Raw genomic sequence first — 16530 nt, forward strand, 5'->3', positions numbered from 1 at the left:
GGGTCAGGCGCAGCCGCCACCCGGCAAAAAGCGGCATCATGGCCGCGACCTGGCGAAAACGATTTTGTCGCTCGGGTGGATACTGTAGCGGCAAAACGCCTCTGCGTTTGTCGGTAAGAGCTCAGGTTCGCCTCCGGCGAGTGCGTCGTGGTTTCCTCTTTTAGCTTAGCCGTTCGCGGCGCTTTGCAACAGGATGCGCCACTCGCTGAGGGCGGAGGTGCTGAACCCCTGGCGCCAGATAAGCTGGGTGGTCGCCTCGCACAGCGGTTCGCTTAGGCTGTTTTCGGGAAGCGTCATCAGCGCCAGCACGCTCTGCGGCAACAGGCAGGCGTAGCGCCCGGAGGCCACGCAGGCCAGCATGCTGTGATAGGAGCTCACTTCATGTACCTCGACGGCCGCCTGTTGTTCCGCCAGCCAGCGCTCTCCCAGCGCCCGATAGCTGCAGCCGCTGGCAAATGCCGCGAACCGCAGCGGGCCAGCGCTCTGCGGACGGACCAGCATCAGGGTTTCCTGAAACACCGGGACAGATCCCAGGCCTGGCGGGCATGCCGGTTGACCATCCGTCCCTGGCGGCAGGCAGACCAGCGCGGCATCAAGGGCTGCGGTTAATACCCCCTCGGTTAACTGGCGGGTCGGCCGGGTGCTGAGCGTGACATCCACCTGCGGGCACCGCTGTTGGAAGCGGGTGAGCAGCGGCGGCAGACGGCTGGCGGCGGTCGCCTCCATCGCGCCCAGCCGCAGGCTGCCGCCGGGCGCGGTTGGATGCAGACTCTGCTTTGCCTCTTCCGCCAGGCTCAGGATCCGCCGGGCATAGCTGAGAAACTGAACGCCTGCCGGCGACAGCACCATTTTTTTGTTGCCGCGGACGAAGAGTTCCACGGCAAGCTCCTCCTCCAGTTGCTGAATACGGGTGGTGATATTGGACTGGGCGCGGCCAAGCCGTTTTGCTGCCAGAGTGACGCTTTGCGTGTCGGCCACCTGGATAAAAATCTGCAGTGTGCTGTGGTTCATATTTTTATTCTCAATATGATAATGATGTTGATCTTATCATCTTTAAAAGAGATGGTAAGCCTCCGGCATCGCTCATGAACGAGGAACCCATGCAAAATTCACTGCTTTCGCTTCTTGATATTGACTACCCCCTGATCCAGGCCCCGATGGCGGGCGTCTCCACCCCCGCGCTGGCTGCCGCGGTGAGTCATGCCGGGGCGCTGGGTTCGCTGGGGCTGGGCGCTTCAACCGTTGCCCAGGCGGAAGCGCTGATCGTCGCCACCCGCCAGCTGACGGACCGGCCGTTCAATGTCAATCTGTTTTGCCATGCGCCGCCCCGGCGCGACGTCCGACGGGAGGCGGACTGGGCTGAGACGCTGCGCCCCCATTTTACCCGCTTTGGCAGTATCCCTCCGGCGTCGCTTAGGGAGATATACCAGACGTTTATCGGCCACACCGCCATGCTGGAGCTGCTTCTCGATCTCTCACCCGCGGTGGTGAGCTTCCATTTCGGCCTTCCTGAGCGCGAGGCGATCCAGCGCCTGCGACAGCAGGGGATCGTCACTCTGGCCACGGCGACGTCGCTTAAGGAGGCGCAGGTCATTGAGCAGCAGGGGATTGACGTGGTGGTCGCTCAGGGCTTTGAGGCGGGCGGGCACCGGGGGATCTTCGACCCGCAGGAGCCAGATGCGCAGATGAGCACCTTTACTCTGGTGCAACATCTGCGGCGTCGGCTGACCATCCCGGTGGTCGCCGCCGGGGGCATCATGGACGGCGCGGGGATCGCCAGCGTGATGCAGCTGGGGGCGCAGGGCGCTCAGCTCGGCACGGCGTTTTTACTCTGTGCGGAATCGGCCGCCGACGCCGGCTACCGCGCGGCGATCGCTAACAGCATTGACGGGCGTACGGTACTGACCTCAGCGATATCCGGGCGTCCGGCACGTTGTCTGGCGAATACCTTCTGCGCAGTGGGGGAAGCCTGTCCGGCGAGCGCTGTGCCGGATTATCCGCTGGCATATGATATCGGCAAAGCGCTGGCCGCCGCCGCGAAAGCCCAGGGCGTCCATGAGTATGGCGCGCACTGGGCCGGGCAGGGTGTGGGGTTGATCCGCGAGTGTGACGCCGCCAGTCTGGTCCGCCAGCTGGCGGCTGAGTGCGGCTGGAATTAATGTCTGACGGTTAGCGGCGGTGTGCCAGGCGGCGCACCAGCCGATCGCCGGCCATTTGTACGCCCTGAACCATCGCCACCAGGATCAGCACCGTGCCAAACATCACCTCATTATTGAACCGCTGATAGCCGTAGCGGATGGCGAGGTCGCCGAGTCCGCCGCCGCCGATCACCCCGGCCATCGACGAAAAGCCAATCAGCATCACGATGGTCAGCGTAATCCCGGCCAGCAGCGTCGGCAGGGCTTCCGGCAGCAGAGATTTAAAAATCACGTGCCAGACGTTGCCGCCCATCGACAGAATGGCTTCGATTCTCCCGTAATCCACCTCGTCGAGCGCGTTTTCCGTCAGGCGGGCAAAGAACGGAAAGGCGCCGATGGTCACCGGCACGATAGCGGCGGTGCTGCCCAGCGTGGTGCCGACGATCAGGCGGGTAAAAGGGATCAGCGCGATCAGCAGCACGATAAACGGTAACGATCTGCCGATGTTGATCGCCGCCCCCAGCAGCGCGTTCAGTTTCGGCATCGGCGCGAGGCCGTTGGCGCGGGAAATAAATAACAACACACCGGTGGGCAGCCCGATCAGCACGGTAAACAGGGCCGCCAGGCCCACCATATAGAGCGTATCCAGCGTGCCGTCGAGTAATAACGGCCACAAATCTTCCCAGCTCATGCTACTCCGCATAATGGCCTCCCCTGAACGCCGTGACGGGTAAGAAAATCCTGTTCAGCCTGCGGGTCGTGCAGCAGCGACTGACGCAGCCGCGACCACGGGGTCACCAGCAGGTCGGCGAGTTTGCCGCTTTCGACAATTTCGCCCTGTTCCAGCAGCGCCGCGTGGTCACAAATGGTTTTCACCACCTCCAGCTGGTGCGTTATCAGCACAATGGTCAGATTGAGCCGCTGGTTAATATCCGCCAGCAGAGCCAGCACCGAGGCGGTGGTCTCGGGATCCAGCGCGCTGGTCGCCTCATCGCACAGCAGCACCTCCGGTCGGGCGGCCAGCGCCCGGGCGATGCCGACGCGCTGTTTTTGCCCGCCGGAAAGCTGAGACGGGAAGGCGGCGGCCTTGTCGCTGAGATCCACCAGCTCCAGCAGTTCGCGCACCCGCGCTTCGCGAGCGGCCCGCGGCACCCCGGCTATCTCCAGCGGCACCGCGATGTTGTCGGCGACGGTGCGGGCATGCAGCAGATTGAAGTGCTGGAAAATCATCCCGGTACGAAGGCGATAATCCCGCAGCGCCGCCTTGTTCAGCTGTGTAATATCCTGTCCGTTCACCAGAATGCGGCCCGAGGTGGGCCGCTCCAGCAAATTGAGACAGCGGATGAGCGTACTTTTGCCGGCGCCGCTGCGCCCGAGAATGCCGTATATCGCCCCTTTCGGGATCTGTAACGCGATATCGTTCAGCGCCGGTCGGCCGGTTCCGGCGTAGGTTTTGCTCAGCCCTTCGATGGTTATCATGACTGAGGGGCCACCGGGATCACCGAGCCGTTGTAGTTTTTACGGATAAACTCCGCTACCTGCGGCGACGTCAGGTCTTTCGCCAGCGCCTTAATGCGCGGGTCATTGGCCAGGGCTGGGGTGGTCACCAGGATATTGGCGTAGGGGTTATGCTCGGCGCTTTCCAGCCCCAGAGCGTCTTTCGCCGGCACCAACCCGGCTTCGAGGGCGTAGTTACCGTTAATCACCGCCAGGTCGACATCGTCGAGGGAGCGCGGGATCTGCGGCGATTCAATCTCCAGGATCTTCAGGTGTTTCGGGTTCTCGACAATATCCTTCGGCGTCGCCAGAGTGGTGGCCGGGTCGGTAAATTTAGGGTCCAGCTTGATAAGCTTCTGCGCCTGCAGCAGGAACAGCGCACGGCTCAGGTTGGTGGTGTTATTCGGCACCGCCACCGTGGCGTTGTCCGGCAGCGACGAGAAATTTTTATGTTTATGCGAGTAGATCCCCAGCGGCTCAATGTGCACGGTAGCCGCGACGGTAAAGGTTTTACCCAGCGCTTTTTCCTGATCCTTCAGGTAGGGAACATGCTGGAAGTAGTTGGCATCCACGTCGCCACTGGCCAGCAGTTCATTGGCGTTGACCCCGCTGGTCAGCTCCACCACCTTCAGATCGAGGCTGGGATCGATTTTTTTGATGTAGTTGAGGATCTCCGCGTGGGGAACCGGGTCCGCGGCGACGCGCAGCGCGGCGGCCTGGGCAGACGTCCATGCCAGAGAAAGAGACAGTGCGACCCCTGCCAGTTTAAAAGCGGCATATTTCATGGTGTGTTCCTTTTTAGTTATGGTTAAACGATCAATTGCTCGGCGCGTTCGCGAAACACGTCCTGATAGTAGCGTTCCGCCACGTCCGGATGGGAACGCAGACGGCCCTTGAGATAATTCCAGCCGACATCGCGCAGCAGCGGATTGTGCGGGTCGCTGTCCGGACCGCGCGCCTCACGCGCCAGCTCGGGCGGCAGGGTATAAACCGGCACCACCGCGTCAAGCTGGGCGCCAAGGAAGAAAGCGATGGAGAGGCGCTGCTGCTGCGCCGGCGGCGACACCACCCGGTGAACGGTAGCGCGCAAATAGCCGTTGGTGGCCAGCTCCAGCAGTTCGCCAATATTGACCACAAAGCTGCCGGCCAGCGGCACGGCGTCGATCCACTGCCCGGGCGCCACCTCAACCTGCAGCCCTTTCTGTTCGTCCTGCAGCAGGAAGCTGAGAAAACCGGAATCTTTATGGGCGCCGACGCCCTGGCTGCTTTGCGTCTCCTGCTGGCCGGGATAGCGGATCAGTTTGATATGCTCGTTGGGTTTGTCGCCATAGAGTTGGTCAAAGGCATTCTCCGGGAGCTGCAGCGCTTCGGCAAAGGCGCGCAGCAGGCGGATCCCCACCTGGGTCATCTGCTGTTGCCAGTGAAGTAATACCGGTTTAAGCGACGGCAGGGCGGCAGGCCACAGATTCGGACCCTGCAGGCGCTGCCAGCGCGGGGCGTCATCGCTGAGGGTCAGCGCCGGACGTTCGGCGCCGATATCAAACTGCTCTCGCCAGTCAGGCTGGCCGCGCGTCAGCTCAGAGGCCGCGCGATTATAGCCGCGAAAATGGGGGGAGTGGATCATCGCCACCTGCTGTTTTTGCGCCTCATCGAGGGCAAAAAAGCGTTGGGACTGGCGCTGAACTTCATATTGAAGCGCGTCGTCGACACCGTGGTTGATCAGATAAAAGAAGCCGATGTCGCGGGCGGCGTGGCGCAGGTCGGCCAGGAAGGCCGCTTTATCCGCGGGGTCCGCGTAGCGGGCCAGATCGAGAATCGGCAGGGTTGTCGCGTTCATTGTGTTCTCCGAAAACGGGATAAAATGTTATGGATCGATTCAGGTTCAGGGTTCGGGCACAACAGCAGCGCATGGTGATTTCCTCTGTTCGGGGCTGAGCACAGCTTGCCTCAGGGCCAGATAATCAACCAATAACGTTATTTTCTAATTTATGTTCGCGCGGGGTTCAGTGCTTTTGCGTTAAATAGATAAAGGCGTAAGGGCGAACTGAAGCCGTTGCGCCTGTCACCGAGAGCCAGTAAGGTGGGCGCACTTTTTTAATGCGGAACGGATGTATCCTCATGCACAGTTCAAAAGATCCCCTGCACGGCGTGACGCTGGAAGCGCTGCTCAATGCCCTGGTCGCGCGCTACGGCTGGGCGGAAATGGCCCGCCAGGTCAACATTAACTGCTTTAAAAGCGATCCCAGCATCAAGTCCAGCCTGAAATTTCTCCGCCGGACGCCGTGGGCGCGCAAAGAGGTGGAGGCGATGTATCTGGCTTCGCTCGACGACGATGCGCCGGCAGAGAAAGCGGATCCATGGGCAAACTGGCAGAAAAAATAACCCTTACCACAGGACATCATTATGCAGAGCTGGAGCAGTAAAGATTTCACCGCCGACCGCGCGTGGGGCGCACTGGATATCGCCAATTTTTCCGGCACCACCGTGCGCCTGCACTGGACCGACCAACCCTATATCTGGCACATCAACGACGGTCAGGAGGTGTTTGCCGTAATGGATGGTCAGGTGGCGATGCATGTGAAAGTCAACGGCGAGGAGCAGGTGATCGTGCTGAACGCCGGCGATATCTTCTACGCCGAGGTGGGATGCGAGCATGTCGCTCATCCCCAGGGGGCGGCGCGTATTCTGGTGATTGAGAAAGAAGGGTCGGTCTGATCCCGCCGGCGGGCCATTCGTTAGTCCGCCGTTTCATCGCCTGTCAGACTCCATATACCGCGTTGATATAAATCACGTATCCAGCTTTTGATATACTTAATTCTTGTTTGCTATTCCCTTCACCCCAGCACTATCTTTTGCCGCAGACGCCTGAACAGGCACAACCGCGGGAGAGATCATGGCAACCTTGCAGTGGGACCACGCAGTACAGTTTGTGAATCAGCCGGAAGCGGCAATTGAAACCTTTGCCGGACAGCAGCTGCGGGCGGTGGCCGGTGGGCGCCATCCGGGGTGGGGAACCCGCAATGCGCTGAGCTATTTTGGTCTGACCTATATCGAATTCCTCGCCATTTCCGACCCGGACGAACTGCGCGTCGCGACGGACAGGTTTCTGCTCTCGCGGGATGCCGCGCGGTTGCTGCCGGAGAACGAAGCGCTGTTTCGCGTCGCGCTGCGCAGCGACGACATCGACGCCACCCATGACCACTTGCGGCGCAAGGGGCTGGCGGTGTCACCGATCGTCGATGGCCAGCGCCACGATCCGCAGGGCAATGTCATCCGCTGGCGGATCTTCACCATTGATGGCGACACCGACGGACTGGTCTATCCTTTTGTGCTGCAGTGGGGAGAAGACGACGAGACCCGGCTGGCGCGGCTGCGCGCCCAGGGGCTGGACGTGCCTCATCCGCTGGGCGACATTGTGCTCGAGCAGGCGGTGTTCGAGGTGGACAATCCGCAGGCGGTGCGCGATCGCTGGCAGGCGCTGCTGGGCTTCCCGCCACAGGGGGAGCAGGGGCTGGACGTGGGCGGCCAGTGGTTTACTTTCCGCGAAGGAGCCGCCAACCAGCTGACCGAACTGGTGTTTCGCGTCGCCAACCCGGCGCTTAAGGGGCAACGCTTTCGCGTTGGCAACGACGTGTATCGCTTTATATAAAGGCTGACTCTAGCGTACCGTGGCGCGCAGGGCCCCCGGCGGCTGGCCGGTGATGCGTTTGAAAGCCCGGCTGAAGGCCGCCAGCGACTGATACCCGAGGCGGAAGGCCACCTTTTCCAGCGCCTGGCCTTCGTGGGTGATGTACTGCACCGCCAGCCGCATACGCAGCTCGGTCAGATAGCGGGCGGGGGTGGTGCCGGTGGCGGCAAGAAAACGCTCGGCGAAGAGAGAGCGCGACAGCCCCGCCTCCCGCGCCAGATCTTCCACTTTCCAGTTCACGCCCGGACGCTGATGCATGGCGTAGATCGCTTTCGCCAGCCGGGGATCGCGCAGGACCTGCACCCAGCCGGTGGCGTTACCGCACCCGCATGCCACCCAGCCGCGGACAATCAGCGCGGCCACCACGTCCGCCAGCCGGGCGAGGATCCCGGCATAGCCCGCCTGGCGGGTGAGCGATTCCCGCTCCATTGCGGCCAGCAGCGGCTGGATCTCCGGCCAGGTGTGGAGCAGACAACTCACCCGCATCACCTCGGGCATGGCCTTCACCAGCGGCTGCATGCCGCCGAGCTCAAAGTCCATGCAACCGCTGAAAATCACGGCGCGCTCCGGGCAGTCAGGCTGGCCGCCAGCGTTGATGCAACTTACCGTGCTGCACACCGTTTCGCTGTTCAGCTGCGCCACATTCACCACCGCGGCCTGCGGATCGGAGAGCAGGGCGTGTCCGTCGCCGTTGGGAATAAACAGCGCGTCGCCGCTCTCCAGGGTGAACTGTTCTCCGCTGGCCATGCGCAGCAGCACCGGTCCGCGGCTGATGAAATGGAACTGGGCTTTGCCCGCCACGGCGCTAAAGCCGACGCCAAACGGGCGGGAGGTTTCGATGCGCCGGTAATTCACGCCGGAGAGGCGCATACCGCGCAGCAGTTCGCTGGTCAGGTCGATTGTAGGCTGGCTCATGGTAATTCCGGACGAATAATCAATAACTGAAGAGTATGCATCATATATCGTCCAGGGGTAAGCCCCTAAGATGACCAGGATGTTAATAAACCTGGAGAGATGTATATGACTTCCTGCATAGCTGCTGACGCAAGCCTGACACCCGTCAGGCCTGCCTGGCGTGCCGTCTATGCCCTGGCCCTCGGGGTGTTCGGCCTGATCGTGGCCGAGTTTCTGCCCGCCAGCCTGTTAACGCCGATGGCCAGCAGCCTCGGCGTCAGCGAAGGGATGGCCGGGCAGGCGGTGACCGCCACGGCGCTGGTGGCGTTAGTCACCGGCCTGCTGATCGCCACCGCAACCCGCAATATCGACCGCCGCTGGGTGCTGATGTTTTTTTCCGTGCTGCAGATTGTCTCCAGCCTGATGGTCGCTTTTGCCGGTTCGCTGGCGTTTCTCCTGCTCGGTCGTCTGCTGCTGGGGATCGCCATCGGCGGTTTCTGGGCGATGTCCACCGCCACGGCGATGCGTCTGGTGCCGGCGGCCCATGTGCCGAAGGCGCTGGCGATCATCTTTTCCGCGGTGTCTGTCGCCACAGTGGTGGCCGCGCCGCTCGGCAGCTACCTCGGGGAGCTGATCGGCTGGCGCAACGTGTTTATTCTCTGCGCGATACCCAGCCTGCTGGCGCTGCTCTGGCAGCTGTGGGTGCTGCCCTCCATGCGCCCGGAAAGCGTTGGCACCTTCTCCACGCTGTTCAGGGTGCTGCGCCGTCCCGGTATGCTGGGCGGCATGCTGGCGTCGATCCTGATTTTCAGCGGCCATTTCGCCTTCTTCACCTACCTGCGGCCGTTCCTTGAGACCGTCGCGCAGGCCAGCGTTGAAGGCGTTTCACTGATTTTGCTCGGTTTCGCTATCGCTAACTTTATCGGCACCTCGGTAGCGAGCTATCTGCTGAGCCGCAGCCTGCGTCTGACCCTGGCGCTGGTGCCGCTGATGATGAGCGTCCTGGCGCTGCTGATGGTGACGTTTGGCCATCTGAGCGTGCTCGACGGGCTGCTGGTCGCCCTCTGGGGGTTTGCCTTCGGTCTGGTGCCGGTGGCCTGGTCCACCTGGCTGGCCACCACCGTGCCGGATGAGGCGGAAAGCGCGGGCGGTCTGCTGGTGGCCTCTATTCAGCTGGCCATCAGCGCCGGCGCCGCCGGCGGTGGGGCGGTGTTCGATCTGCACGGCGCCAGCGGCGTCTTCACCGGCAGCGGTGTGCTGCTGTTGACCGCGATGGTCGTGGTCTTCACCGCCGTGCGGGTGAAACCGGTCGCCCGCGCCGAACAGCCGGAGACCGGTCGCTTATCCCGCGAGATCGATAACTAAATTGGCCGACAGGCTGCGGGAGCAGCACAGCGCAATATGCTGCTCCGCTGCCTGTTTTTCCGCCTCCGACTGCACGGTATCCCGGTGGTCGACCGTTCCCTCCCGCACCGGCGTCAGGCAGGCGCCGCAGATCCCCATCTCGCAGGAGAGCGGCACGTCGACGCCATGCTCCTGCAGCACCCGGGCGATGGTTTTGTCCCCCGGTACCGGCCAGCGCTCCCCGGTGGAGGCGAGGGTGATGGTGAAGGTTCCGTCCGCCGCCGAGGCCGCCGTCGGGGCGGGCGGCTGGAACGCTTCGCTGTGCAGTTGCGCCTCCGCCCAGCCGGCAGCCAGCGCGGTGTCGCGCACCTGGTTCATAAACCCTGCCGGTCCGCAGAAATAGACCCGGGTGTCGGCGTCCGGCGCGCCCAGATCCTGGGCCAGCCGCAGGCGCGGACTCTCTCCGTCGGCAGAGCAGTGGATCAGGCAGGTTCCGCCGGTGAGCTGGCTGGCGATCTCGGTGGCGAAGGCGGCCTCCTGCGCGCGGCTGACGTAGTAGTGCAGCGTAAAGCTGGCGCCGGACGTCGCCCGGGCATAGGCCATCGCCAGCAGCGGCGTAATGCCGATCCCGGCGGCGAGGAGCACCACGTGGCCGCCCCCGCGCAGGGGAAAGTGGTTGCGCGGGGCAGAGATCAGCAAGGGCTGCCCCGGACGCAGGGTGTCATGAATATAACGGGAGCCGCCTCGCGACTGCGCCTCGCGGGCGACGCAGAGCAGATAGTGATCCCGCCCGGCCGGGCTGCCGGTCAGCGAATACTGACGGATCAGCCCGCAGGGGAGATGGAGGTCGATATGGGCGCCGGGCGACCACGCCGGCAGCGGTTGCCCATCGGCGCTCACCAGACGAACGGCCAGATTTTTCGCGCCCTGGCGCCACAGGCCATCGACCACCACCGGGAGTATGTCGCGCATAAGACCTCCACTCATACCAGAAAGAAATCGCCAAAGCCCATCTTCTTCAGCCCGCGCCGGTAGGCGATAGAGCTGCGGTCTGCCGGAATATGCGCCTCCAGGGTCAGATCCAGCGGCAGCCGCTCCGGGCGCTGGGTCTCAACCATCAGGCGATCCTCCTCAAACACCCGCAGGTTGAACGCATGAACGTCTTCCACCGGCACATGCAGGTCAAAATTGCGGGCGATAGGGGCGAACATCCGCGTCACGCGCGACGACACCGGCGAGGCGGCGTTCATGATCACCAGCTTCGCATCGGCAGGGAAATGGATGGTCAGCGTGGCGGTGAAGGGCAGATGCATTTCAAAGTGACGCAGCCACTGGAACCCTTCCGGCGCGCGGAAATCGGAGCTGGCCGGATAATTGCCCACCGAGCTCCAGTAGTCGGCAACAAAACCGAACGGTGTCTCCTGCGGGGTGTAGTCCGGCACCTGCTGATTGTCCGGGTCGGCAAAGGTATCAGTGTGGATCCACGCAAAGTGGGCGACATCGAGAAAGCCTTCGACCTGGCGGCCGGCAAAGCCCTTCACCTCGAAGGCCGGGCAGTTGATTTGCTGAAAGCCGGCGTCGTCCCAGTGCGGCATGGTCGGTAACGGCGGCGGATTGTCCGGATCGCAGGCCAGGCAGGTCCAGATCAGCCCGTAGCGCTCCTCCACGGCGAAGCTGGTGAGATGCAGTTTGGCTGGAATGGGTTGTCCCGGACTGGAGGGGATGCGGTTGCAGCGGCCATCCTCGCCAAAGCGCAGGCCATGATAGGGGCAGACGATGCCTTCTTCTTCATGAAACCCCAGGGTCAGCGGGACGCCGCGGTGCGGGCAGACGTCGCGGGCGACCACCACCTGACCTTTAATGCGATAGATAACCAGCTGTTCGTCCAGCAGGGTGGCTTTCACCGGGGCGCCGCCAATATCGCAGGCGCGGGCCACCGGGTGCCAGCAGCGGGCCAGCCGCAGCCAGTCCTCTGGATCAAAGGTGCAATGGGCGGGGGGCGTCGGGATGGTTGTCTTCATGATTTCTCTTCCTGCTCACATCGGTGATTGTTTTATTGTTGTGAGATTATTGTTGTCATATTAGGGTGTTCACATCCATCACCATTAATTCACTCTGCTGTTGCAAAAAAGAGTACAGGGTCGCCATGAGTCCATTTTCCCGTTTCGCCCACTATTTCATCGCCGTGGCCCGCTGCGGCAGCCTGCGCCGTGCCGCCGAGCAGCTGCATATCTCCGCCTCGGCGATTAACCGCCAGATCCTGCAGGCCGAGGAGGCCTTCGGGACACCTCTGTTCGAGCGGCTGCCGGAGGGACTGCGGATGACCACCGCGGGCGAACTGCTGTATGACAATCTGCTGCGCTGGCAGAAAGAGTTTCGCCAGACCCGGCAGAAATTTGATGAGCTGCAGGGGATGAAGCGCGGGAGCGTCAGCGTCGGTATGGTGCAGGCGCTGGCGGAAGGTGGCTTCGCCGCCGCGCTGGCGGAGATTATCGCCAGCTGGCCGTGGCTGGAGCTGGATCTGCAGGTGGCCGACAGCCACACCGTCAGCCAGAAAGTGCGTCAGGCGGATCTGGACGTCGGTCTGATCCTCGATCCGCAGGGGCAGGCCGGACTCAGCGTGCTGGCCTTTGCCGAACTGGAGGTGGGGATTGTGATGCGCCCGGACCACCCCCTGGCGGGGGCGAGGGCCCTGTCTTTGGGCGAGCTCAGCCTCGAGCGGCACATCGTGCCCGGCGCGCCGCTGATCGTTCATGAGCGGGTGGCGCTTCTCTATCGCCACCATGACTTTGCGCCGGAGAATACCATCAGCTGCAATGATATCCGGCTCATTAAGTCGCTGGTGCTGCGCGGCAGCGGCGTGACGCTCCTCAGCCTGCTCGACGTGCTGGACGAGGTTCAGCGCGGCCAGCTGGCCTTTGTCCCGCTGCGCAGTACGCTGCTGCGGCCGCTGACCCTGGCGCTGTGCACCGCGCCTTCGCGTCAGCTATCGCGTCCTGCGCAGATGGCCATTCAGACGCTGAGCGCGGTGATTGAATCCATGGCGACCGTCAGCCCAGCGGCCCGCTGAGGATGGTATCGCACATGCCGTTGATAATCCGCTCGCCGGTCTCCTCCCGCAGCTCCTGGTACCAGGCTTCAGTGAGCTGCATATCCTTTCCGTGGGTGATATCGCAGCGCTTGCGCGCCTTCAGTACCAGATCGCGGACCCGGTCGCAGCGCTGGGCTTCATACTCGCGCAGGGCGGTCGCAATATCGCGGGTCTGGCGGAAAACGGCGCCCAGTACCACCGCATCTTCCATCGCCGCGCATCCCCCCTGGCCAATATCCGGGGTGGTGCTGTGTCCGGCGTCGCCCAGCAGCGCGACGCGACCGCGCACCAGGCGGCTGAATGGTTCGATATCGTGGATTTCAATACGGTTGGTGGTCTGCGGGTCGAGGGTGGCGATCAGCTTCTGCACCGGCGGCGCCCAGCCGGCAAAGTAGCGGCTGAGGTCAGCGCGCAGGGTGTCACGATCCTCCGCCAGACCCGCCGGCAGCGGCACATCAAAGAAAAAGTAGAACCGGCCGGCGGAGACCGGCATCAGCGAGACGCGCTTGCCTTCGCCGACAAAGGTGGTCCACTGATCGCCGGGCGCCAGCGCTTCATCTATTTCCACCAGACCGTTCCAGTTGACGTAGCCGGCGTAGCGGCGCTGCGGGGTAAAGCCGAGCACCCACGGACGCAGCGCGGAATGGCTGCCGTCGGCGGCAATCAGCAGATCGCCGCTGGCGCTGCTGCCGTCGGTAAACCACACCGTCACGCCGTCGACGTTTTCTTCACAGCGGATGACGCGTTTGCCGAACTGCACGCTTTCCCGTCCCCAGTAATCCAGCATTTCCCGCTGCAGCTCTGCGCGGGAGACCGGGCAGGGGCGGCTGCCGGTACGTTCGATCAGCGGCGCGAGGCTGAACTGGGTCATGTTCTCGCCGCTGCGGAAATCGCGATACGCCATGCGGCGCAGCGGTCCGCCGAAGGTTTCCATGATATCGCCCATGCCGAGGTGGGCCATGCACTTCACGCCGTTGGGCCACACGGAAATCGCCGCGCCGACCGGTTTGATCTCTTTCACCGCTTCATAGACTTCGCAGTCGATCCCCGACTGTTTGAGCGCCACTGCCGCACTTAAGCCGCCGATGCCGGCGCCAATCACGATTGCTTTCATTTTTTTCTCCTTCTCCCGATGTTGTGACTGACTACAGCAATTTGCGTACCAGTTCGCCGAAGGGAGGAAAACCGCCGGCCTGAGGCACAGCGATAGGTCATGACGCACCACATCGGTGCAATGTGACGCATTGGTTGCCTTTTTATGAATCAAAAGTTTCTTTATGTTGCATTAAGAATCTATCGTTTCAGCATCCTGGTTCCGCAGCGGTGGGGAGCGAGGCATGGCTGGAGTGATTTAACTAAATGATTTTAAAGTATTAATAAATTTATTCGTTCGCATTGGTCGTCTCTGGCCTGCTTTGTGCAGAAGCTCTTGCACTTCTCTTTGCTACGGGATAACACCATGTCTGACGAACATCACAGCGGCCTGCTTTACGGCCTTGAACAGCGGATCCCACCGCTTGCGGCCTTTTTTAGCGCCCTCCAGCATGTGCTGGCGGGTCTGGTGGGGATCATCACGCCGCCGCTGATTATCGGCGCCACCCTCGGACTTGGCGACTGGCTGCCGTATCTCATCAGTATGTCGCTGCTGGCCTCGGGTATCGGTACCTTTTTGCAGTCCAACCGGGTCTGGGGCATTGGCGCCGGGATGATCTGCATGCAGGGCACCAGCTTCGCCTTTCTTGGCGTGGCGGTAGCCGGAGGGATGTGGGTGAAAGCGCAGGGCGGCGGGCCACAGGATATTATGGCGATGCTGTTTGGCGTTAACTTTGTCGCCGCCCTGGTGCCGGTGATTGTCAGCCGCTTTATTGAACCGCTGAAGAAAATCTTTACCCCCATCATTACCGGCAGCGTGATTGCGCTGATCGGCATCAGCCTGATCAAGGTCAGCGTCATTAACTGGTGCGGTGGCGAAAAGGCGCAGGATTTCGCCAGCATGAGCAATATCGCGCTCGGGGCGGGTACCCTTGGCGTTATCGTTCTGCTGAGCTGCGCCAAAAACCGCTGGCTGCGGCTCTCCTCGGTGGTGGTGGGCATTGCCGTGGGCTGTGTGGCTGCAGGGCTGAGCGGTCAGTTCCACCTTCACAGCCTGGGCGACACCCTGTTTCGCCTGCCGACGCTGTTTCCGTTCGGTTTTCAGTTTAACAGCGCGATTTTTCTGCCGGTGGCGCTGGTGTCGCTGGTCTGTATTCTGGAGGCGGTGGGCGATCTGACGGCCAACTCGCTGATTTCGCAACAGTCTGTTGACGATCGCGCTTTCCGCAACCGGTTGAAGGGCGGTATCCTGGCGGACGGCGTCAGTTGCATGGTGGCCGCGATGCTCAGCGCCTTTCCGAACACGACTTTCGCGCAGAACAACGGCGTGATCCAGATGACCGGGGTGGCCAGCCGCTATGTCGGGCGCTACATCGGCGTGATTCTTATCCTGCTTGGGCTGTTCCCGCCGGTGGGCGAACTGCTGCGGCAGATCCCGGCGCCGGTGCTGGGGGGCGCCACGATGGTGATGTTTGGCTGTGTGGTAGCGGCCGGGATCCGGATCATTACCCAGAACCCGCTCACCCGACGCGATGTGCTGATCGTTGGTCTGGCGTTTGGCGCGGGCCTTGGCGTGGAGTCGGTGCCGGCGTTTCTCAGCCATTTTCCGCCGATGGTCGGCGATCTGTTCGGTTCGGCGGCCACCAGCGGTGGGCTGGTGGCGATAGCGCTGAACCTTGTTCTGCCGCAGGAGCAGGCGGCGACGAAAACGATAAGGAGTCAGGATGATCGCGCTGAGACAGTTTAACCGTCTGAGTCATGATGAGGCAGTGGCGCTGCTGGCCCCCTGCGTGGCGATCCCGGCCTGGAGCGATACGCTGGTGAGCTTGCGACCCTTCGCCTGCCGTGAAGCGCTGCTGCAGGTCGCCCGGGAAGCGATGGCCGACTGGGGGGAGAACGATCTGAACGCGGCGCTCAGCGCCCATCCGCGGATCGGCGAAAAACCGACCGGCAGCCAGGCGCACGCGACGATGTCGCGCCAGGAGCAGTCGGCGGTGGACAGCGATAATGAAAAGCTGGCGCAGGCCCTGCGGGAGGGGAATGCCCGCTACGAGGCTCGTTTTGGCCGGGTGTTTTTAATCCGCGCCAAAGGGCGCAGCGGTGAAGAGATGCTGCAGGCGCTGACGCGCCGGCTGCAGCATACCGCCGACGAAGAAGTGGCTGAGGCGCTTGCCCAGCTGCGGGAAATTACGATGTTAAGACTGGAAGGAGCGATTGGCGAATGAGTACCCTGAGCACCCATATTCTGGATATTTCCACCGGCACGCCGGCGGAAGGCGTGGCGGTCAGCCTGAGCCGGGAGGGCGAGACGCTGGCGAACCTGGTGACTAACGCCCAGGGGCGTATCGCCACCTTCAGCGCCGCGCCGCTGCCGGCGGGGCGCTACTGCTTAACCGCGGAAACGGGGGCGTGGTTTGCCCGCGTCGGGCGCGAGAGCGTTTTTACCCGGGCGCAGATTGATTTTGTCATTGGCGAGGCGACAGATGACCATTTCCATCTGCCGTTTCTGATAGCCCCGGGCGGGTGGTCGACCTACCGCGGCAGCTAAATCCGGCTGCCCGTTGCCGGGCGGCGCTGCGCTTGCCCGGCCTGGATCGTTGCGGAGCGGGGAGAGACAGCCCGTAGGCCCGGTAAGGCGCAGCCGCCGCCGGGCATTAAGCCGGCAACAGAGCCGGATGCCCGTTGCCGGGCGGCGCAGCGCTTGCCCGGCCTACAACGTTACGGAGCAGGCAGAGACAGCCGTAGGCCCGGTAAGGCGCAGCCGCCACCGGGCATTAAGCCGGCAA

18 protein-coding genes are annotated in these 16530 nt (G+C 62.7%); 9 read left to right on the forward strand and 9 right to left on the reverse strand.

Annotation, left to right across the window (positions count from 1 at the left end; translation table 11 throughout):
- Positions 1-165: 165 nt before the first annotated feature.
- A complete protein-coding gene (locus tag ABLV52_RS00100) occupies positions 166-1011 on the reverse strand; it encodes a LysR substrate-binding domain-containing protein (RefSeq protein ID WP_348889847.1) in 846 nt (281 codons plus the stop codon).
- A gap of 74 nt (positions 1012-1085) precedes the next feature.
- On the opposite strand from ABLV52_RS00100, the gene ABLV52_RS00105 reads away from it, so the two are divergent.
- Positions 1086-2159 (forward strand): nitronate monooxygenase, encoded by a 1074-nt coding sequence (locus tag ABLV52_RS00105; RefSeq protein WP_348889848.1) that lies wholly within the window; start codon positions 1086-1088, stop codon positions 2157-2159.
- Between the two features lie 10 nt (positions 2160-2169).
- Here ABLV52_RS00105 and ABLV52_RS00110 read toward each other — a convergent pair whose 3' ends face one another.
- Genes ABLV52_RS00110 through ABLV52_RS00125 form a run of 4 tightly spaced genes read right to left on the reverse strand, consistent with a single transcriptional unit; the run spans position 2170 to position 5472 of the window.
- Positions 2170-2829 (reverse strand): methionine ABC transporter permease, encoded by a 660-nt coding sequence (locus tag ABLV52_RS00110; RefSeq protein ID WP_072096700.1) that lies wholly within the window; start codon positions 2827-2829, stop codon positions 2170-2172.
- Positions 2826-3617, reverse strand: a complete 792-nt coding sequence (locus ABLV52_RS00115) for a methionine ABC transporter ATP-binding protein (RefSeq protein WP_023289653.1) — start codon at positions 3615-3617, stop codon at positions 2826-2828. Before ABLV52_RS00115 ends, ABLV52_RS00110 begins: the two co-directional genes overlap by 4 nt.
- On the reverse strand, positions 3614-4420 hold the full coding sequence (locus ABLV52_RS00120) for a MetQ/NlpA family ABC transporter substrate-binding protein (RefSeq protein WP_348889849.1): 807 nt from the start codon (positions 4418-4420) through the stop codon (positions 3614-3616). The genes ABLV52_RS00115 and ABLV52_RS00120 overlap by 4 nt, the downstream gene beginning before the upstream one ends.
- 23 nt (positions 4421-4443) lie before the next feature.
- A complete protein-coding gene (locus ABLV52_RS00125) occupies positions 4444-5472 on the reverse strand; it encodes an isopenicillin N synthase family oxygenase (RefSeq protein ID WP_032452815.1) in 1029 nt (342 codons plus the stop codon).
- A 281-nt stretch (positions 5473-5753) separates the two neighbouring features.
- Here ABLV52_RS00125 and ABLV52_RS00130 point away from each other — a divergent pair, with 281 nt between their 5' ends.
- The 3 genes from ABLV52_RS00130 to ABLV52_RS00140 all read left to right on the forward strand — a co-directional run bounded on the left by ABLV52_RS00130 (position 5754) and on the right by ABLV52_RS00140 (position 7284).
- Positions 5754-6017, forward strand: coding sequence for a VF530 family protein (locus ABLV52_RS00130; protein ID WP_004205937.1), 264 nt, complete (start codon positions 5754-5756; stop codon positions 6015-6017).
- A 21-nt stretch (positions 6018-6038) separates the two neighbouring features.
- Entirely contained in the window at positions 6039-6350 is a 312-nt protein-coding gene (locus ABLV52_RS00135) for a cupin domain-containing protein (protein WP_023289656.1), read from the forward strand.
- 178 nt (positions 6351-6528) lie between these two features.
- A complete protein-coding gene (locus ABLV52_RS00140; RefSeq protein WP_348889850.1) occupies positions 6529-7284 on the forward strand; it encodes a VOC family protein in 756 nt (251 codons plus the stop codon).
- A 9-nt stretch (positions 7285-7293) separates the two neighbouring features.
- On the opposite strand, the gene ABLV52_RS00145 is transcribed toward ABLV52_RS00140, so the two are convergent.
- On the reverse strand, positions 7294-8238 hold the full coding sequence (locus tag ABLV52_RS00145) for an AraC family transcriptional regulator (RefSeq protein WP_348874516.1): 945 nt from the start codon (positions 8236-8238) through the stop codon (positions 7294-7296).
- Between the two features lie 105 nt (positions 8239-8343).
- Between ABLV52_RS00145 and ABLV52_RS00150 the strand changes: the two genes are divergently transcribed.
- Complete coding sequence (locus ABLV52_RS00150) at positions 8344-9582, forward strand: MFS transporter (protein WP_348889851.1); 1239 nt, start codon at positions 8344-8346, stop codon at positions 9580-9582.
- On the opposite strand, the gene hpxE is transcribed toward ABLV52_RS00150, so the two are convergent.
- The gene (gene hpxE, locus ABLV52_RS00155; protein ID WP_348889852.1) at positions 9559-10533 is read right to left on the reverse strand and encodes a molybdenum cofactor-independent xanthine hydroxylase subunit HpxE; all 975 of its coding nucleotides are present in this window, start codon (positions 10531-10533) and stop codon (positions 9559-9561) included. The two genes, ABLV52_RS00150 and hpxE, sit on opposite strands and share 24 nt — an antisense overlap.
- Positions 10534-10544: 11 nt before the next feature.
- On the reverse strand, positions 10545-11582 hold the full coding sequence (gene hpxD / locus ABLV52_RS00160) for a molybdenum cofactor-independent xanthine hydroxylase subunit HpxD (protein ID WP_048297498.1): 1038 nt from the start codon (positions 11580-11582) through the stop codon (positions 10545-10547).
- A gap of 125 nt (positions 11583-11707) precedes the next feature.
- Here hpxD and hpxR point away from each other — a divergent pair, with 125 nt between their 5' ends.
- The gene (gene hpxR / locus ABLV52_RS00165; protein ID WP_023289662.1) at positions 11708-12631 is read left to right on the forward strand and encodes a LysR family hpxDE operon transcriptional regulator HpxR; all 924 of its coding nucleotides are present in this window, start codon (positions 11708-11710) and stop codon (positions 12629-12631) included.
- On the opposite strand, the gene hpxO is transcribed toward hpxR, so the two are convergent.
- On the reverse strand, positions 12612-13766 hold the full coding sequence (hpxO, locus tag ABLV52_RS00170; protein WP_348889853.1) for an FAD-dependent urate hydroxylase HpxO: 1155 nt from the start codon (positions 13764-13766) through the stop codon (positions 12612-12614). The genes hpxR and hpxO overlap by 20 nt on opposite strands.
- A gap of 345 nt (positions 13767-14111) precedes the next feature.
- On the opposite strand from hpxO, the gene ABLV52_RS00175 reads away from it, so the two are divergent.
- The 3 genes from ABLV52_RS00175 to uraH are packed head-to-tail and all read left to right on the forward strand — an operon-like array spanning position 14112 to position 16292.
- Complete coding sequence (locus tag ABLV52_RS00175) at positions 14112-15491, forward strand: nucleobase:cation symporter-2 family protein (protein WP_032452824.1); 1380 nt, start codon at positions 14112-14114, stop codon at positions 15489-15491.
- The gene (gene uraD, locus ABLV52_RS00180) at positions 15469-15969 is read left to right on the forward strand and encodes a 2-oxo-4-hydroxy-4-carboxy-5-ureidoimidazoline decarboxylase (RefSeq protein ID WP_032452825.1); all 501 of its coding nucleotides are present in this window, start codon (positions 15469-15471) and stop codon (positions 15967-15969) included. The genes ABLV52_RS00175 and uraD overlap by 23 nt, the downstream gene beginning before the upstream one ends.
- Positions 15966-16292: a hydroxyisourate hydrolase gene (uraH, locus tag ABLV52_RS00185; protein WP_032452826.1), complete on the forward strand. Its 327-nt coding sequence runs from the start codon at positions 15966-15968 to the stop codon at positions 16290-16292. Before uraD ends, uraH begins: the two co-directional genes overlap by 4 nt.
- Positions 16293-16530: the final 238 nt, after the last annotated feature.

Origin of the sequence: Klebsiella sp. GB_Kp056, from assembly GCF_040064755.1 — a bacterium.
GTDB classification, from domain to species: domain Bacteria; phylum Pseudomonadota; class Gammaproteobacteria; order Enterobacterales; family Enterobacteriaceae; genus Klebsiella; species Klebsiella quasipneumoniae.